Genomic DNA, 16,393 nt, shown 5'->3' with positions numbered 1-16,393 from the left:
GCGTTGGCGATAATCAGGGCGTTCCGATCGACTCGTCCGAAACTATGCAACTCCCCGATCTTGCCCGGCTGTCCATTGTCAAGTACCCCGCTCCCGTCCTGCGCAAACGGTGCGCGCCGGTCGAGTCCTTCGGGGATGATCTGGTCCGGCTGTCGGAAAGGATGCTCGGGCTCATGGTGGAAGGAAAGGGCGTGGGTCTGGCTGCCCCTCAGGTGGGCCTCAGCTTGCGTCTCTTCGTGTGCAACCCAGGAGAAGACCCCGCCGACAACCTTGCCGTGGTCAATCCGGAATTCGTGGAACTGACCGGGGCTGCGGAGCTCGAGGAGGGCTGTCTTTCCATCCCGGGTGTGAATGTGAAGATGCGGCGAGCCCGGCGCGCCGTGATGCGCTTCCTCGATCCGCTGGGCAACGTCCACGAGTCCACGGCTGAAGATCTCCTGGCGCGGATCTGGCAGCACGAGTTTGACCATCTGGAAGGGCGGCTGATCATCGATCAGATGTCGGCCGGCGATGAAATCGCCAACCGCCGGGCCATTCGGCAGCTACGTGATGACTACGCCGCCCGCCGCTGAGGACTCCCAGGCCATGCGAATCGTACTGATGGCGTCCGGGGCGTTTGCGCTGCCCAGCCTGCGCTGGCTGGCGCAGAGCGGACATGATCTGCCCCTGGTGGTGACCCAGCCTGCTCGGGGAAGCGGCCGCGGGAGGAAGGTTACATCCACGCCGGTCGCGCAATTCGCCATGGAGCATGAGCTTCCCTTTCTGGAAATCGAGGACGTCAATCTGCCCGAGCATGTGCGGCGGCTGAAGGATCTGGAGTGCAGGCTGTCGCTGGTGATCGCCTTCGGACAGAAGCTGGGCGCGGAAGTACGCGGCGCGTTTCCCGGCGGGTGTATTAATCTGCACGCGTCGCTGCTGCCCAAGTACCGCGGAGCGGCGCCGATCAACTGGGCGATTGTCCGGGGCGAGGAACGGACGGGGTGTTCGGTTTTCCATATCGTCGAGCGGATGGACGCCGGGCCGATCCTCAGCTCGCGATGGACCTACATCAAGCCCGAGGAAACCGCCGGCGAATTGCATGACCGGCTGGCTGGCGTCGGCGTCGATGCGGTCCGCGCCGCACTGGAGCAGTTCGAAAGCGGCGAGACGCCAACAGGGACTCCGCAGAACGATGCCGAGGCCACACGGGCTCCCAAGCTCAAAAAAAGCGACGGCTTCGTGAATTTCGCGCGACCGGCCGACGAAATTGCCCGGTTGATTTGCGGCATGACGCCGTGGCCGGGGGCGACAGCCATTTACCGCTCGGGTGCCGGACGCGAAGAGACGGTGACCTTGGTGCGGGCACGAAAGGCGGAGATTCCCGGCCAACCGGATCATCCTCCCGGCACCGTCGACCAGCGGCTCTGTGTCGCGGCGAACGATGGCCTTGTGGAGATTCTGGAAATTCGACCTTCCGGTGGGCGGGTCATGACCTGGCCCGATTTTGTCAACGGGAGGCGCGTGCGTCCCGGGGATGTTCTTCTGACGCCGGAATCCGCCGAGCAAACCTAATCACTCCGCCGGGACCGGGCCCCTGGCATGGCAGGCCAAGAGATGTCGCGACGCCTGACAACTTGGCTCAAGGCTCGATGGGCCGTTCCCTCGAACACGGCGTGGTTCTTCGGGCTGCTTCCGCCGGTCCTCGTCGCGGCCGTGTGGCTCGCCGGGACGTTCAAACCGATGATCCTGTTCGCGCACCACGATTATCATCTCTATGCATTTCGCCCCTTGGATACCACGATGCGCGTCTCCTATTGGCGGATGCTTCTGGGCGACAAGTTCAGACTCGGTTTCTACAAGGGTTCCATCTTCGTCAACGGCGCCTGCTGCGTTTGTGGTGACCCTTACGCGCCGCCGGGCACATTGGTATTTGCCGCGCTACCCAAGGGACTGGCCGCGGCGACGCGCGAGCCCGGGATATACGACCACTTGTCGGACCCGCGCTACCTGCGCTACGAATGGGCGTTCCTGGCTTCGCTGCTGCTGGGGCGCATCCTGGCGATACCTGCTGCCCGTCTGGCAAAACGCAAACGCAAAGGGATTTGCGCGAACTGTGCATACGATCTTCGCGGCAATGTCAGCGGCGTGTGCCCGGAGTGCGGAACGCCGTGTGACGCGCCGAGAGAGGCTGTCTGATGGGGCATCCGATATTCGAACTGATCATCGCGATCGACGGGATGTGCCGCACACCTGATTTCCGGGAGCTCCTGCGAGAATCTGTTGTCTTTGCACTGTTATTGATGTTGACGCTTGCGGCGATGGTCAACGCGGCCGAGCACCTGCTACCTCTGTTGCACCCGGCGGGTTGTTAGAATCACCTGTCCCGCGTGGTTGCATCGACGCCAACATCAAGCCTGCGACCAGCACGGCGAATCCTATCACCAGGACGTGCACCGGCAGGTGTGTGAGGGTCGCGTCGGAAAGCGCCGTGGATTCGGTGTCCGTCGTACTATCCGTGATACCCAGCCACGTCGGCCAGCGCGGGTCGAGCACGGGCATGATGCTTACGGCGTTGTGCAGTCCATGGGCGATGATCCCCGGCAGGATGGACCGCGACTGCCAGCACAGGTAACCCAGCACGATGCCGATTGCTGCTGTCACGACGAACTTGAAGGCCACGTAATGAAAAACGCCGAACACCGCGGCCGACACGAGAATGGCCGTCCATTTCCGCGCACCGGATGACAGCCCGCTCATCAGCAATCCGCGAAAGAGCGATTCCTCGCAAATCGCCGGAACCAGGGCGATCAATACCACGGCGCTGACGGGTGGCAGTTCCTGAAGGGCTTGGCCGAAAGCCTCGACGTAGTGCTCGATGCCTGCCGGCAGCGCGAAGAGCCGCATTTGCAGGACGGTCAGTTCGTGCGCCGGTACCCATGCGGAAGCGCCGATCAGCACCCCGGCAAGCAGGTGCCATCCTCGGGGCATGCGCAGGAAAAATGCGTTGGCCAGATTGATCCTGCAATACCAGAGGATCATCGCCGGTACGATGATGAACAACAGGGGCATGGCCCAAGCCGTAACGAAAAGCACCTGGGCCACGTTGCCGCCCGATCGGCTCGATATGCTCGACTGCACGAAGAACCAGACCGGATAAAGCAGGGCCACGATCATCAGGCTCGTGGAAACCGGCGGCATGGCCTTGGGGCGGATCATGGCCCGCGACAGCGACGCCTTCATTGTCGTGCCGTCGGCAAATACGACCGATTCTCGTCCGAAGATCCCCGCGGCGACGGCCACGGCGGCGACGGCATAGAGTGTCGTGGAGAGCAGCACGAGAATGATCTGCCACACGGGAATGCTTGTGCCCAGGAGCAGCTCCCGCGAGAGCAGCACCATGTTCCCCACGGGCATGACGAGCATGACGCCCTCCATTCGCGTCGTGGGCATGGCCGCGAGCCCGCCGGGGATGAGCACCGCCAGGATCACAGGCGTGACGTAGTTCTGGGCCTCCTTGAAGGTCCGGGCGTAGCTGCACACGGCGATCATGATGGCCGACATGAGCACGGCAAAGGGAATGAGCGAGAGCAGGACCACGCCCATGGTGGCGAGCGGGACGCCGCCGGACTCGGATACCATGATGTCGAAACCGCCGAAGTGGACGGTCGCAGCCACGCTGGCGAGGTTGAGCGTCGCGCCGAAGATAGCCACGGTGGTCACGACGAGAAACTTGCCGGCGATCAGGTCGAACGTCGGCACGGGTGTGACCATGAGCGACTCCAGCGTGCCGCGTTCGCGTTCGCCGGCGGTGAGATCGATGGCCGGGTAGATCGCCCCGGTGATGGTCATGAGGATGAGAATCAGGGGAAGAATCTGGCCCAGAATGGACGGCGGCGACGAAAGGTCGACGGTGTCGATGGTGAAGGGCTGATCGAGGTACTTCGGCAGTCCCCGCTGCTGAAGGCGCGCCCAGACCATGCGCGCACCGGTTCGATTGAGCAGGCTGTGAAGCAGGCTCTCGACGTACTTCCCGCGGAGGTTCTCCTGGTCAACGATGAACGTGACCGCATTCTGCTGGTTCGGGTCCGAGATCAACTCGTCGGAGTCAAAGATCACTCCGGCCTGGATCGCCCGGTTGCGGACCGCCGCCTCGAGCGCGTCGCGATTCTCAAACTGGAAGATTTCGAGGCGTCCCGCCAGAGACTGCGACATGCCTCCGATCAGCGCGTCCATCAGTTTGACTTTTTTCTTCCCCTGCTCGCCCTCCTTCTCCTCCAATTCGGCCATTCTCGAGAGCACGGCATCGTCGCGCTGCACCAATTGCTGAAGCAGGCGGCCTTGCGTCTCGCCGACCGTTCCGATCTTGAATATCTCCGAGGACAGCCCCTCCGTCTGAACGCCCACCGCCTGGACCGAGCCCACCATCAGCAGGGGGTACAGCACGATGGGCACGACGATCATGGCCACGAGCGTGCGTCGGTCGCGGAGGATGTCGAGCAGTTCTTTCCAGTAGATGGTGCGGATGAGCCGGTGAAACTTCATGCGATGATGGCCTCGACTTTTTCGTCGGCGCGGATGAGCTTGAGGAAGATGCTGCTGAGACGCACCTCCCCGCTGATGGTGCGAAGGTGCTCGATGTCGCCCTCGGCCACGAGCCTGCCGTCGTGGAGGAGTCCGATGCGGTCGCACAGCGTCTCGGCCTCGTCGAGGTAGTGCGTGGAGAGCAGGATCGTCTTGCCCCGCTCGCGCTCGCGACGGATGTATTCGAGAATCACCCGGTTGCTGAGCACGTCCAGCCCGAGCGTGGGCTCGTCCATGATGAGGATGGGGGGATCGGCCACCAGCGCCCGGGCGATGTTGACCCGCTGCTTCTGCCCGGTGGACATCGCCCCGCAGCGAAGCTGGGAGAAATCGCCGATGCCCAGCCAGTCGATGAGTTCATCCGCCCGCGCCCGAGCCCGGGACAGCTCCATGCCATGGAGCTGGGCGAAATAGATCAGCAGTTCCCGGGCAGAGAGTCGCTGATAAAGCCCGGTATTGGCCGTGAGGAAACCAATGACGTGCTTGGCGGCCTGCGGATCGCGGGCGACGTCGAATCCTGCGAGCACCGCCGTACCGCTGGTCGGTTCCATCAACCCGCTGAGCATGCGCAAGGTCGTCGTCTTTCCCGCCCCGTTGGGTCCGAGCAGACCGTAGATCTGCCCCGGCCCGACGGTGAAGCTCAGGCCGTCCACCGCCCGCTTCTCACCGCCTTCCGTCGTGCGGAAGACCTTCGTCAGCTTGTCCACGACGACCGCGTCCATTCGCGGGCATTGTAGCCATCGCCGCACGCCACGCGAGAAGGTACGGCCGAACTGAATTCAGGAACCGCTATTCGGGTCTGTCCGCCTTCAGCGCTTCCTCGATGGCCGAGGTGATCTCTTGGTCCGTTGGGGACATCCGTGTTCCATAACGGGCGATGACCTTGCCGTCGCGGCCGACGAGGAATTTGTTGAAGTTCCAGGTGATCTTTCCGCCAAGGCCCTCGGGCAGACCCGTAAGGTAGGCGTAGAGCGGGTCCTGGTCGTCCCCGGCAACGGAAATCTTGGCGAAGAGATCAAACGTGGCGTTCATGTCGTTTCGGCAGAAGGACTCGATCTTCTTGTTGGGATCGGGTTCCTGCCCGCCGAAGTTGTTGGCCGGAAACGCAAGCACCTTGAAGCCCTGGTCCTTGTATTTCCTGAATATCGACTCCAGACCGGAGTACTGGCTTTTGGTGAAGCCTCAGTAACTGGCGACGTTGACGATCATGACCACATCGCCCTTGTATTTCGAAAGGCTGACGTCCTGTCCTTCGATGTCCTTAACGGTGAAGTCATAGATGGATTTTGCTTGCACGGACGAACCCGATCCCGCGTCGGGTGACAGGTAGAGAGGCAGCATCAGAGCGCCGCAGGCGAACAGTGGCAGCATGCGATTTCTCCCGTGGGTTGAAGCGTGAGGCGCGTCCGACCATCGCGCCGACTGAATTCTATTTTAGACGGTCCGGCGAGTTCTGCACGAGAATCCCCGTCAATACGGCGCCCGGATGTGCGTCGCCGCTGGGCGATTTCTTACGTCCGCTCAGGACATCGTGCTGCTATAATATTCGTGCCATGTGCGGCACGCCGTTGCCATCATCCGTCCCGCGGATTTCGCGCCATTGCCCAGCTTGTCACCACGTAAATCCCCCCCATGCACGGTTTTGCGCGGCCTGCGGACGCCCGGTCGCAGGACGCGTGTCACCCGGCTTGGCGGGCATCAAGCCTGCCGGGTGCCGTCGGGGGCCCGGTCCGGCGATCCTCGCGCTGGCCATGGTGGGAGCCGCCGTGTACATAGCCTGGTGGGCGGGTGAACGGGCCAAGAGCCGCGGCACCCGGTGGCATCAACGGACCCAATGGCTGGCCGGAGACCGCAGCGGCAGCGACGATGTTCGATACGGCTTCGAGCTCCCCAAGGCCAAGGCTGATGCACTGTTCAACTTGCTGGCCCCCGATCATGTTCCCGTGCTCGTGGGCCGGTCCGACGATGGCGTGATCGTTCGCGGCACATCCGATCAAGCCAATGTTGTGAACGATTTCGTGGCCTTGCTGACCCGCCTCGACCACCTTCGCTACCCCGATCGCCGGCGGTCCATCGAGCACGCCCGGCCGACCTGGACGACTTCCAAGACCTATCCGCTCCGCGAGCCGCAAGCAGAGAGCCTCTGGCGGCTTTTGGCCTTCGAGGACGTACCCGTGCTGGTTCGCCGCGACGGCCCCCATGTGCGCGTCGACGCCACGCCGGAAGATCAGCGGATCATCGAGCGATTGGTCAGAATTGTCCGCTGACCGGAGAATGCCGGATACTCGAATGCGCGGCTCCAGTCTGCTCGTCTTTCCGTCCCCGCCGTCATCGAGACCCTCGTTTGTTCATTGAGAATTGTTCAACGTGGCGACGTACTCGCCTTTGCACTCGCTTCGCCGTTGACCTTCGCGGCAACGCCAGCGGCGTCTGCCCCGAGTGCGGGACGCCCTGCGATTCCCATCGGGCCGTGTAGATCAACACTATCGGACCTGCGCTGCATGGTCGCGGACGCGCGCCGTGTGCCGGCTGGCCTGCCCCGTCGCGGGAACTCCACTTTGAACCGGGGTTAAGCAATGTACAATCCGCCGCGGGCCGACATAGCGGCAGCGGGAGAGGCGCACCGGCCGCGCATCGAACATGAACGACCGATACGACCTTATCATCGTCGGAACCAGCTTCTCCGGGGCGTTCTTCCTGCGCCGGTACATGCAGCGCTTCGGGCAACGCAGGCCTCGCGTGCTGGTGCTGGAGCGGGGTACGCATCGCCCTCTGGAGTGGCGACTGGAGACGGGCCGCCCCGGCGATCTGGACGAGCCGGAAGTCTACACGAACCGTACGCCGGAGAACCGGCACTGGTCCGTGCACGTGACCTTCGGCGGCAACTCCAACACGTGGTGGGCCTGTACGCCGCGCTTCATGCCCAACGACTTCCGCATGAAGACCATGTACGGCGTGGGATACGACTGGCCCATTTCCTATGACGAACTCGAGCCCTACTACGACGAAGCCGAGCGGATCATGGGCGTCAGCGGCGGAGCCGATACACCCTATCCACGCAGCGGCCCGTGCCCGCTTCCGCCGCACCTGATGGGCGAGGCCGAGGAGGCGCTGGCGCGAGCCTATCCGGGACAGTACATTCCCATGCCCTCGGCACGCTGGAGCCTGCCGCAGAAGAATCCGCCGCGTGCCCAATGTTGCGCTTCGGGGGTGTGCACATTCTGCCCCGTGGATGCCAAGTTCACCGTGCTGAATTCGATGGCCGACGTCTTCCAGCTTCCCGGCGTCGAGCTTCGCCTGGAAAGCCCCGTCCTTCGCGTGGAAACCTCGGGCAACATGGCGACCGGCGTGACATGGTTTGATATTCCCGCAGGGAAGGAGCGGACGACGCCGGGTGACATGGTCGTGCTGGGCACGAACGCGATCGTGAACCCCTTCCTGCTGATGCAGTCCGGTCTGGAGCACCCTCTCCTGGGCAAGCGATTGGGCGACCAGCGCAGCACCTACGTTTCGGTCAAGCTGAACGGCCTGCGTTCGTTCGGCGGCAGCACAAGCCTGACTTCGCAAGGCTTCATGCTCTACGACGGCCCATTCCGCAAGGACCATGCGGGCATGCTCCTGGAAGGGAGTAACATCCCCCGCCTGCGCGTGCAGCGCGACCGCTGGCGCGAGGTGTTTCATTTCAAGGCGATCGCCGAGGTGCTGCCCAACGATCGAAGCCACGTGGGCGTCGATTCATCGAGCCGGACATCGGGGCCTTTGCACTTCGGAAAGCCGTACACCTTCGCGGCCGAGGACGGGGACTACACCGAGCGAGCCTTCCAGAAACTGCCGGAATTGCTCGATAAGGTCCTGGCGCCATTGCCAGTGGAGGACATCGAGATTCAGGGCCGGTCGGTGGGGGAGTCACACATCACCGGCACAACACCGATGGGAACCGATCCGCAGACATCCGTTGTCGATCGGAATCTCGCCTGGCACGGCAAGTCCAATCTGTTGCTGCCGGGCTCGGGTGTGTTTCCAACGACACCGCCGGCCAATCCGACGTTGACGCTGGCGGCCCTTACGCTGTGGGCGGTCGATCAACTCTAGAGGAACTTGCATGGAGGATCACGCGGAAAAACCGAGACCGGAGAACAAGCGGGGATTGTCCCGGCGGGCCTTCGTTGGAGTCCTCGCGGTCGGCACGGGCGTCAACCTCGTTGCGGGCGGTGCGCTGGACGGCCTCTGGACGGACGCCGGCAGACACATGCGCCTGGTAATTGCTGCGCTTCGCCGCCATCTCTCGGGGCTCGGATTCTCGGAGACGGACTTCCACCGCTTCGCCCGTGATCGCATCCGCCGGGAGCCGATGGACAGCCGGGAGTACAAATTCAGCTTCGCCTGGCCGGTGTATGCCTGGACGAACATCCTCCAGGAGCGGGCCAACCTGGGAACGCAGATCGAGAACTGGGAAGAAAAGCTCATCACGCAGTTCCTGCTCTCGACAAATTATTTCGAAGCGGATCGGCGCCAGGCGCCGGTCTATCGAAACTATTACGCGCCCGGCAAGGAGCCGTGCCGGAATCCCTTTGCCCGATTGAGGAACCCTGATGAAGCCGTCGGAGTCTGAAGGAAATCCGGTAAGTCGCCGCGAGTTCTCCGGCGCCGCGCTGGGCGTTGCCTCGGCAGCGTACGCGATGAGCCTCGGGTATCCCGCGTACCGTTTTCTGGCGGCGGCGGCTCAGCAGCAGGCGGATGAGCAGCAGACGCACGAGGTGCTGCTGCCCAAGGCCGCGCTCGAAGTTCATCCCGGCGAGGGCACGTACTTTCAGATGGGCCACGAGCCGGGGCTCCTCATCCACTATGCCGACGGTACTTGGGCCGCCTTCAGCGCTTTCTGCACGCATCTACGCTGTACGGTGCGCTACCAGCCCGAGCAGGAGCGGATCTTCTGTCCCTGTCACGAGGGTGTGTTCGATGTCCGCGACGGGCGGGCGCTCGCCGGGCCACCGACCCGTGCCTTGCCGCAATGGCGGGTCGAGATTCAAGGCGAAGATGTGAGAGTCTCGCGGGCTTGATGGAAGTAAGGTGAACCAATGCCTCTCCTCCGATGGTTGGATCAGCGTCTCGGGCTGGAGGCCCTGCGCGCCGTCGGGCGGCACAAAGAAATCCCGGTTCATCGCCATTCGCTGTGGTATTACGGCGGCGGGCTGGCGCTTCTGCTGCTCGGCGTCCAGGTCGTTACCGGCCTGCTGCTCCTGATGTACTACCATCCGGGCAGCGCTGAGGCCCACGCGTCCGTGACGAATATCATCGAGGAAGTTCCACACGGGCAGTGGATTCGCTCGCTGCATGCCCGGGCTGCAGATGCATTGATTCTCTGCCTGGTCGTTCATGGAGCGACCGCCTTTTTCATGCGCGCCTATCAGCGCCCGCGAGAGGTCACCTGGTGGACCGGGCTGGCGATGATGGGCCTTGTGCTGACGCTGGCATTCAGTGGGTATGTGCTGCCCCTCGATGAGCGAGGGTTCTTTGCCACGCAGATTGGCCTGCAACTGCTGGCCGGAGTCCCCGCTCTGGGCGAGTGGATCACGAATGTCGTGCTGGGCGGTTCGGAACTGACCGACGTTACCGTGCGACGCTTCTTCGCACTCCATGTGGCGGTCTTACCCTGGACACTCGTGCTGCTCGTCGGAGCGCATCTCTGGCTCATCCAGCACCATGGTTTACGAACCGACGCGCATGAACGGCCTGGATCGAGTGCGATGCTTCGCTCGCGTCCCTTCTGGCCCGAGTACATGCGCGGCGAGCTTTTTCTCTGGCTGACTGCCCTGAGTGTTCTGTTTGTCGTTGCCGCCGCCGTCCCGCAGCACGTGGGCCCGCCGGCCGATCCACTCAGTCCCACGCCCCTGGGGATTCATCCGGAGTGGTATTTCCTCGGCGGCTTCCAGGCGATCCGCTTGGCGGGGAAGTGGCTTCCGGGGGCGGCATCGGAAGCGGCGGTGGGCGTCGGCTTCGCCGCGATGCTCCTCTTCGCGTTGGCGGCACCATTCCTCGATCCTCCGGGTTCATCGCGATTCCGGACCTTTCTGGTGCGATGCGCCGGAGGGTTCCTTCTCGTTCTCATGCTTGTCCTGACCGTATGGGGATATGTGAGCGCTCGGACCCAGGCGGGCTGAGTCACCATTCGAATTCGACGCGAAGTCGCGGGCGCCTCGACCGCCGGACCTCTCGAGATTACACCAACTGTACGACCGGCCGCTCCCGGCCGATCTGCGTGAACACGTCGTCGTATTGCCGTGCGAGATAGTCGGTGGGCGGTCCAGCGTGGAGGTGAGACCAGGGAAAAACCTCGTCCGGGCGGCGCTCGCGGTGGGCATACCACGCGGGGTCAACGCACTCGGCCGCAAAAGCATCGTCCCACAAACGGGAATTGAAACATTCGTCCCAGCCGTCGAAGCGGGCGCCCATCTGGTAGGCACGCTCGATGACCGGGGCCAGGCGGCGATCGCCGCGGGCGAATACGCCTTCGAGCACGGATCGCTCCACGGAGTGTGTCTTGATTTTCACCCCTCGATACGTCTTGGACTTCTTCTTGCCCTTGCCCGCTCGGCCGTTGCTCCCATTATAACCTTGGAGAACGCTGGCCATGCGTCGCCGTGCGTCGTGAAAGTACTCGGCGCGGGGTTGTGCCGCCCATTGGAACGGTGTGTACGGTTTGGGCACGAGCCAGCCGACGGAAGCATTTACCTGTGCGGGCCCGCTGGCGACATCACGGCGGGCCTCGCTCACGCGTCGCGACAGATGAACGATCTCTTCGATGTCTTCCGGCCGTTCCCCCGGGAAACCGCACATGAAGTAGAGCTTTACGGTTCGCCAACCGGCCCGGTAAGCCTCCTTGACGCCGTCGAGCAGATTTCCATCGGTGACCAGTTTGCGGATCGCGGCGCGAAGGTCGTCGCTGGCGGCTTCTACGGCCATGGTCAGCCCACCCTTGCGAACCGTGCTGACCATCCAGGGAATGTTCTGAAGCATCTTGTCCACACGCAGCGATGGAACGGAGATGTTCACATGCCGCGAGGCAAACCGCTCGTTCACCCGCTCCGCGAGTTCGCGCAGATGCGGGTAATCTGCCGTGGAAAGAGAGAGCAGGCCGAGCTCCTCTTGACCGGTCGAGCGGTACATTTCCTCGGCCATGCCCAAGATCTGGTCCACGCTGCGCATGCCCAGCGGGCGCTTGGTGTAACCCGCGTGACAAAAGCGGCATCTCTGGGGACAGCCGCGCATAATTTCGATGGCAATACGGTCGTGAACGACTTCGACCCAGGGGACGATCGGGCGGACCGGAAAGGGGGCGTTCTCGAAATCGGGCGTCTGGCAGCGGGTGATTGCGGCCGGCAACGTCGGATCGTTCGGGCGGGTGGCGTCGATCGTTCCGTCAGGGCGGTAGCTGACCTCGTAAAGTCCTGGCGCATAGGCCCAAGGAAAGCGCCGGGCGAGGATGGGAATCATCTCTCGCCGCCGGACGCCGGACCTCTTCAATTCCTGCGCCGTCTCGAGGATGGCGGCCATGGAGCCCTCGCCGTCTCCGATGACGACGAGATCGACGAAGTCGGCAACAGGCTCGGGATTGTCGGCTTGGGGACCCCCCGCGATGACCAGCGGGTGGGTGTCGTCTCGATTACGGCTGCGCAGCGGGATGCCCGTCAAATCGAGAATCTGGAGCACGGAGGTAAAGGCCATCTCGTACTGGAGCGAGACCGCGAGGATGTCTGCGGTGGCAACCGGTTGGCGCGTATCCCAGGTGAACAGGGGGATGCGCCGGCGGCGCATGATCTCTTCGGCGTCCAGCCATGGGCAGTAGACGCGCTCGGCCGCGCACCCGGGAGTATGGTTAATCAGCCAGTAGAGGATCTGGCACCCGAGGTGCGACATCCCGATGGTGTAGGCGTCGGGAAAGGCGACGGCGACGCGGACCTCGGCCCGCTCCCAGTCCCCGGGCCGGGCGAGTTGGTTAATCTCACCGCCGATGTATTGGCCCGGTTGACGAACGAAGGGCAGCAACTCGTCGGAGACTCGATTATTCAGAAGCTGTTTCACAATTACACTGCTGCTTGTGGTGCAGATGCACCAATAATGGAAAGGCTCCCCGGGTGGACAGGAGGTTAGCGAAGTTCGGCGATTTTTTCAAAGGCGCTTGCCGATAAACCAATTGTCACCGCCGGACGTGAGAATTGTGACGGAAAGATGCAAAAGTTCTTCAGTCCGTAAAAAATCGTTGCGTTTCTGTCGGAATCGGTGTATGCTGGACGTCGTGCCATGACACCTCTTTCGCGATCAGCCTGTGCTGGGGTTGCAAACGGAAGGTACTTCCGTAGAGAAGCAACCACCCTGATCGAGACGCTGGTGGTGATCGCCATCATCGGCATCCTGATCACCATGCTTCTTCCATCGTTGCATCGCACGATGAAGATGGCTTCCGACACGGTCTGCAAGCACAACCTTCGCAGCATCTACCAGAGCCTTCAAGTATACCGGTTGGAGAATGACGGCTGGCTGCCGGCCGATGTGAAAACGCCGCCGCCGTCTCCGCTTTCCAACGCGCGTTCCTCCGGTGATGTGGAGCAGTCGCCGAATGTCTGGTTCCTGAAGCTCTTCCCGAACTACATGCAGGATCCCGTCGCACTGACCTGTCCGGAGGATCCGTATCGTCTACGCATCATTCAGTCGCCCAATTTCATGCGCGACCCGAATGTTGCCGACTATCCGAGCTACGGGATCAACAGTTTCATGATGACGGCCGCCGGCGGCCAGCTTGCCGACCTCGATCGCAACCATCCCTCGCATCCGCTGGATACGATCATGGTGGCGGACATGGGGCCTGACACCTTTGCGGGGCAAGCTCCTCCCAAGCCGGATGGCAAACCTTTCTCAGGGGGGCCTTCGAGGAACGCCGGGCAGCTTTCCTGGGACGATGGGTTCGACATGTTCGCGCAGCGGATGCAGGAGCCCTGGCTGACCACGAGGCACTGGCGCGGGATCAACATCCTGACGCTCGGTGGCGGTGTTCGGTCCGTCCGCACCGATGAAGTCATGCAGCGGGAGCTTCGATTCCGTTATGAAGACTGCCTCGCCGGTGGTTGTACGCTTTGCGGCCTGCCGGTTCAGAACCGTCTATTCCACTACTCTTTTGCGAAGGACCGTCTGTTCTGGTGGACCGGACCGCTCCGCGTTGAACGTCTTAAGAGATGACCCCTACCTCGTCTGAACGTCGCCGGTCCAGGGAAGGGCGGCGTCGGACAGTCCGCATCGTAGCTCAGCAATCCGTTTACCGCACTGCGACGATCAGTCTGCTTGTCGCATCGCTTGCGGCGATCCTCCTGTTTGCAGCGTGGCGCGTCTGGCGCCAGGATCGTCCCACGGTGGCGCCGCAGCGTACCTTGCGCGATGTCCAACTACGCTGGAAGTGTGAAGGCGGGCACTATTTTTATGAAAGCGGCCAGTCCGAGCCGCGAGCCTGCCCGCGTTGCGGTCGACCGGCATATCCTGTGGAAACGTTTGAATGCGACAAGCACGGCCCCTTCGAGGTTGCGGTCCGGTTTACGAAGGGGCCCGACGGGCGTGCCCATGTTTCCGAGCTTCGCCTCGAATCGGGAGTCGGGGGAAAAGGGGAGTGGGTCTTCGCGGAAGACGGCCTTCGTTGTCCCCGCTGCGGTGCGATTCTGCATCGGCAGGAGCTTGACCCTTTGCGCAATTTCCCCGGACGTTCTGGGAAAGACAGGTCAACGCCGTGATGGGGTGTATTGCTTCAATTCGATTCTGAAAAAGCACCGCACGTGGGCAGTGCCACACCGCTCGCCTGCGAGTTCCGGTTTCGGAATCCTCCCCGAATGATGCGTTTCGAATGGGCCGCGCGTTTTCCGCCGACGCCTAACGCAAGTCCTCGGGGAGCGTGAAGTCCGCGATGAACACCTGAGGCTCTTCAAGCCCGCCTCGCTTGGATGTCCACATCAGTTTCTTCCCGTCCGGACTGAAGACGGGCAGGCCGTCAAAATCGGGAGAAAACGTCACCCGAACGAAACGGTCACCCTTGGGCGTGGTCAGGTAAAGATCGTAATTGGGGCGCTCCCCCCGGCGATAAGCGGCATGATCGGCCTGGGTGAAGATGATCGCCCTGCCGTTGGGGTACCAGTACGGACACCAGTTGAAGACATCGTTGTCGGTGATGGCGCGATCGTCGGTGCCGTCGGCGTTCACAATGCGGAGCTGGAGGTTCTCATCGCCGCGGCGGTCGCCACGATAGATGATCTGCTTTCCGTCGGGAGAGAAGAAGGGGCCGCCGTCGTAGCCCTTGCCGTGCGTGATGCGGCGGGGATTCTTGCCGTCGGCATCCATGACGTAAATCTCGAGGTCGCCATCGCGTTGCGATGTGAAGACGATGGATTTTCCGTCCGGAGCGTAGGCACCCTCGGCGTCATAACCGGGCGCGTCGTTGAGGCGTCGAAGGTTGGAGCCGTCCGGGTCGGCTTCGAAGATGTCCATGTGCTCATTGAACGCCCACTTGTAGCGGCCGGCGCTTTCCGCCGGCTTGGGCTCGTCCACGTGGGGATCGAGGTGGCTGGAGGCGAAGATGATCTTCTTGCCGTCCGGTCGGAAGAACGAGCACGTGCAGGCGCCCTTGCCCGTGCTCACCATCCGCAGCTCGTTGGATTTGAGATCGAGCGTGTAGATCTGGTATTCCTGCTTGCCGATGGGTGTGGCCTGGAAAATCACCGTACGGCCGTCCGGTGAGAAATACGCCTCGCCGGCATTGAACAAGCCCATGTCGTTTGAGGTAAGCTGCGTAATGTTGGCAAGGTACTTGGATTCGTCTCCCTCGGGAGGCAGCGTCCGCCGCGACGGAGAAGCCGGCGCGCCGCGCGTGGGCTCTTCGCCGCGCGACATGGCAGGTGACGCGAGCAGCAGGATCGTTGCGAGAAGAATCGGGTTTCGTGTCATGGGTGTGATTCCTAAAGAGGGGCCTTGCGACAAGAGGCCGATGGGCCCGTTACAATCGACAAGCCGTCTGAGCCACGAAGGTAGAATGAACTCGCGATTCTCTCAAGATGTCGGAGTCTCGCCTTCCGGCCAACCCTGGGAGCCCAGAAGCTGGACAAAGCGGCAGGGCAGCAGCGGCGTCTCAACAAAGTGCTCGCCGCGGCGTTCGCCGAGAATGAGGCGCTGCTCGGTGGTGCCACCGACGGGGATGATGAGTCGCCCCTGATCGGCAAGCTGATCTCGAAGAGCGAGGGGCACGGCCGGTGCGCCGGCAGTGACGAGAATGCGATTGTACGGGGCCTCTTCAGGCCAGCCGGCCGTGCCGTCCCCGACCCGAAACGAGACGTTTTCCAGCGCCAGTTCATGGAGCACATGCCGAGCCTGGCGGCTGAGTTCGGCGACGCGCTCCACGGTGTACACCCGTGCGGCGAGCAGGGCGAGCAGGGCGGTCTGGAAGCCCGACCCGGTACCGATTTCGAGTACGCGATGGCTCGGCTCGACGGCGAGCTTCTCCGTCATGTACGCGACGATGAACGGCTGGCTGATGGTCTGCCCAAAGCCGATCGGAAGAGGCTGGTCGTCGTAGGCGTTCGCCTGTGCCTGCGGCGTGACGAAGCGTTCGCGTGGGATCTGCCGCAGAGCACGAAGCACGCGGGCATCCTTAATGCCACGGGCACGAATGTGGTACTCGATCATGTCATCGCGGGTTGACCGGGTACTATTGTCGGCAGGGTCAAACATGGTTACATCGGCGAGTTGAGAACACGCGCATCCGCGGTAAGCGGCCGGATTGTCGCTGATTCGGCCGATTATC

At 62.7% G+C, this 16,393-nt stretch carries 15 protein-coding genes; 9 read left to right on the top strand and 6 right to left on the bottom strand.

Translation table 11 applies throughout. The features are described from left to right. Nucleotides 1–44: 44 nt before the first annotated feature. From def to J5J06_13065, 3 genes are read left to right on the top strand one after another with little or no spacing between them, the layout of a single operon-like run. On the top strand, nucleotides 45–572 hold the full coding sequence (def, locus tag J5J06_13075) for a peptide deformylase (protein ID MCO6438018.1): 528 nt from the start codon (nucleotides 45–47) through the stop codon (nucleotides 570–572). Nucleotides 573–585: 13 nt separating this feature from the next. Beyond that, a complete protein-coding gene (fmt, locus tag J5J06_13070) occupies nucleotides 586–1,551 on the top strand; it encodes a methionyl-tRNA formyltransferase (protein MCO6438017.1) in 966 nt (321 codons plus the stop codon). A 42-nt stretch (nucleotides 1,552–1,593) separates the two neighbouring features. Next, on the top strand, nucleotides 1,594–2,175 hold the full coding sequence (locus tag J5J06_13065) for a hypothetical protein (GenBank protein ID MCO6438016.1): 582 nt from the start codon (nucleotides 1,594–1,596) through the stop codon (nucleotides 2,173–2,175). A 126-nt stretch (nucleotides 2,176–2,301) separates the two neighbouring features. Here J5J06_13065 and J5J06_13060 read toward each other — a convergent pair whose 3' ends face one another. The 3 genes from J5J06_13060 to J5J06_13050 form a co-directional block, all read right to left on the bottom strand. Further along, nucleotides 2,302–4,521, bottom strand: coding sequence for a CPBP family intramembrane metalloprotease (locus tag J5J06_13060; protein ID MCO6438015.1), 2,220 nt, complete (start codon nucleotides 4,519–4,521; stop codon nucleotides 2,302–2,304). Continuing rightward, a complete protein-coding gene (locus J5J06_13055) occupies nucleotides 4,518–5,282 on the bottom strand; it encodes an ATP-binding cassette domain-containing protein (GenBank protein MCO6438014.1) in 765 nt (254 codons plus the stop codon). Before J5J06_13055 ends, J5J06_13060 begins: the two co-directional genes overlap by 4 nt. Before the next feature lie 67 nt (nucleotides 5,283–5,349). After that, a complete protein-coding gene (locus J5J06_13050) occupies nucleotides 5,350–5,931 on the bottom strand; it encodes a glutathione peroxidase (GenBank protein ID MCO6438013.1) in 582 nt (193 codons plus the stop codon). A 305-nt stretch (nucleotides 5,932–6,236) separates the two neighbouring features. Between J5J06_13050 and J5J06_13045 the strand changes: the two genes are divergently transcribed. The 5 genes from J5J06_13045 (at nucleotide 6,237) to J5J06_13025 (ending at nucleotide 10,721) form a co-directional block, all read left to right on the top strand. Then, nucleotides 6,237–6,827: a hypothetical protein gene (locus J5J06_13045; protein MCO6438012.1), complete on the top strand. Its 591-nt coding sequence runs from the start codon at nucleotides 6,237–6,239 to the stop codon at nucleotides 6,825–6,827. 373 nt (nucleotides 6,828–7,200) lie between these two features. Then, complete coding sequence (locus tag J5J06_13040; GenBank protein ID MCO6438011.1) at nucleotides 7,201–8,652, top strand: GMC family oxidoreductase; 1,452 nt, start codon at nucleotides 7,201–7,203, stop codon at nucleotides 8,650–8,652. Nucleotides 8,653–8,662: 10 nt separating this feature from the next. Further along, nucleotides 8,663–9,172 carry a hypothetical protein gene (locus tag J5J06_13035; GenBank protein ID MCO6438010.1) on the top strand — a complete coding sequence of 170 codons (510 nt, stop codon included), beginning with the start codon at nucleotides 8,663–8,665 and terminating at the stop codon, nucleotides 9,170–9,172. Next, nucleotides 9,153–9,620, top strand: a complete 468-nt coding sequence (locus J5J06_13030) for a Rieske (2Fe-2S) protein (GenBank protein ID MCO6438009.1) — start codon at nucleotides 9,153–9,155, stop codon at nucleotides 9,618–9,620. Before J5J06_13035 ends, J5J06_13030 begins: the two co-directional genes overlap by 20 nt. Nucleotides 9,621–9,638: 18 nt before the next feature. Beyond that, complete coding sequence (locus J5J06_13025; protein MCO6438008.1) at nucleotides 9,639–10,721, top strand: cytochrome bc complex cytochrome b subunit; 1,083 nt, start codon at nucleotides 9,639–9,641, stop codon at nucleotides 10,719–10,721. A 58-nt stretch (nucleotides 10,722–10,779) separates the two neighbouring features. On the opposite strand, the gene J5J06_13020 is transcribed toward J5J06_13025, so the two are convergent. Then, on the bottom strand, nucleotides 10,780–12,642 hold the full coding sequence (locus J5J06_13020) for a TIGR03960 family B12-binding radical SAM protein (GenBank protein MCO6438007.1): 1,863 nt from the start codon (nucleotides 12,640–12,642) through the stop codon (nucleotides 10,780–10,782). Nucleotides 12,643–12,861: 219 nt separating this feature from the next. Here J5J06_13020 and J5J06_13015 point away from each other — a divergent pair, with 219 nt between their 5' ends. Then, nucleotides 12,862–13,794: a type II secretion system protein gene (locus tag J5J06_13015; protein MCO6438006.1), complete on the top strand. Its 933-nt coding sequence runs from the start codon at nucleotides 12,862–12,864 to the stop codon at nucleotides 13,792–13,794. A 678-nt stretch (nucleotides 13,795–14,472) separates the two neighbouring features. Here J5J06_13015 and J5J06_13010 read toward each other — a convergent pair. Both J5J06_13010 and J5J06_13005 read right to left on the bottom strand, forming a co-directional pair. Next, nucleotides 14,473–15,486, bottom strand: a complete 1,014-nt coding sequence (locus J5J06_13010; GenBank protein ID MCO6438005.1) for a PD40 domain-containing protein — start codon at nucleotides 15,484–15,486, stop codon at nucleotides 14,473–14,475. Between the two features lie 156 nt (nucleotides 15,487–15,642). Further along, the gene (locus J5J06_13005) at nucleotides 15,643–16,320 is read right to left on the bottom strand and encodes a protein-L-isoaspartate(D-aspartate) O-methyltransferase (GenBank protein MCO6438004.1); all 678 of its coding nucleotides are present in this window, start codon (nucleotides 16,318–16,320) and stop codon (nucleotides 15,643–15,645) included. Nucleotides 16,321–16,393: the final 73 nt, after the last annotated feature.

It is taken from the genome of Phycisphaerae bacterium (assembly GCA_024102815.1).
Classification (GTDB): domain Bacteria; phylum Planctomycetota; class Phycisphaerae; order UBA1845; family UBA1845; genus JAGFJJ01.
Note: the sequence above shows the minus strand (reverse complement) of the source record. Positions and strands in the feature narration are given on the sequence as shown.

Bases quoted from the DNA above. Each gene is read 5' to 3' on its own strand.
- def (MCO6438018.1), top strand. From the start codon at position 45: ATGCAACTCCCCGATCTTGCCCGGCTGTCCATTGTCAAGTACCCCGCT.
- fmt (MCO6438017.1), top strand. From the start codon at position 586: ATGCGAATCGTACTGATGGCGTCCGGGGCGTTTGCGCTGCCCAGCCTG.
- J5J06_13065 (MCO6438016.1), top strand. From the start codon at position 1,594: ATGTCGCGACGCCTGACAACTTGGCTCAAGGCTCGATGGGCCGTTCCC.
- J5J06_13060 (MCO6438015.1), bottom strand. From the start codon at position 4,521: ATGAAGTTTCACCGGCTCATCCGCACCATCTACTGGAAAGAACTGCTC.
- J5J06_13055 (MCO6438014.1), bottom strand. From the start codon at position 5,282: ATGGACGCGGTCGTCGTGGACAAGCTGACGAAGGTCTTCCGCACGACG.
- J5J06_13040 (MCO6438011.1), top strand. From the start codon at position 7,201: ATGAACGACCGATACGACCTTATCATCGTCGGAACCAGCTTCTCCGGG.
- J5J06_13035 (MCO6438010.1), top strand. From the start codon at position 8,663: ATGGAGGATCACGCGGAAAAACCGAGACCGGAGAACAAGCGGGGATTG.
- J5J06_13030 (MCO6438009.1), top strand. From the start codon at position 9,153: ATGAAGCCGTCGGAGTCTGAAGGAAATCCGGTAAGTCGCCGCGAGTTC.
- J5J06_13025 (MCO6438008.1), top strand. From the start codon at position 9,639: ATGCCTCTCCTCCGATGGTTGGATCAGCGTCTCGGGCTGGAGGCCCTG.
- J5J06_13015 (MCO6438006.1), top strand. From the start codon at position 12,862: ATGACACCTCTTTCGCGATCAGCCTGTGCTGGGGTTGCAAACGGAAGG.
- J5J06_13010 (MCO6438005.1), bottom strand. From the start codon at position 15,486: ATGTCGCGCGGCGAAGAGCCCACGCGCGGCGCGCCGGCTTCTCCGTCG.
- J5J06_13005 (MCO6438004.1), bottom strand. From the start codon at position 16,320: ATGTTTGACCCTGCCGACAATAGTACCCGGTCAACCCGCGATGACATG.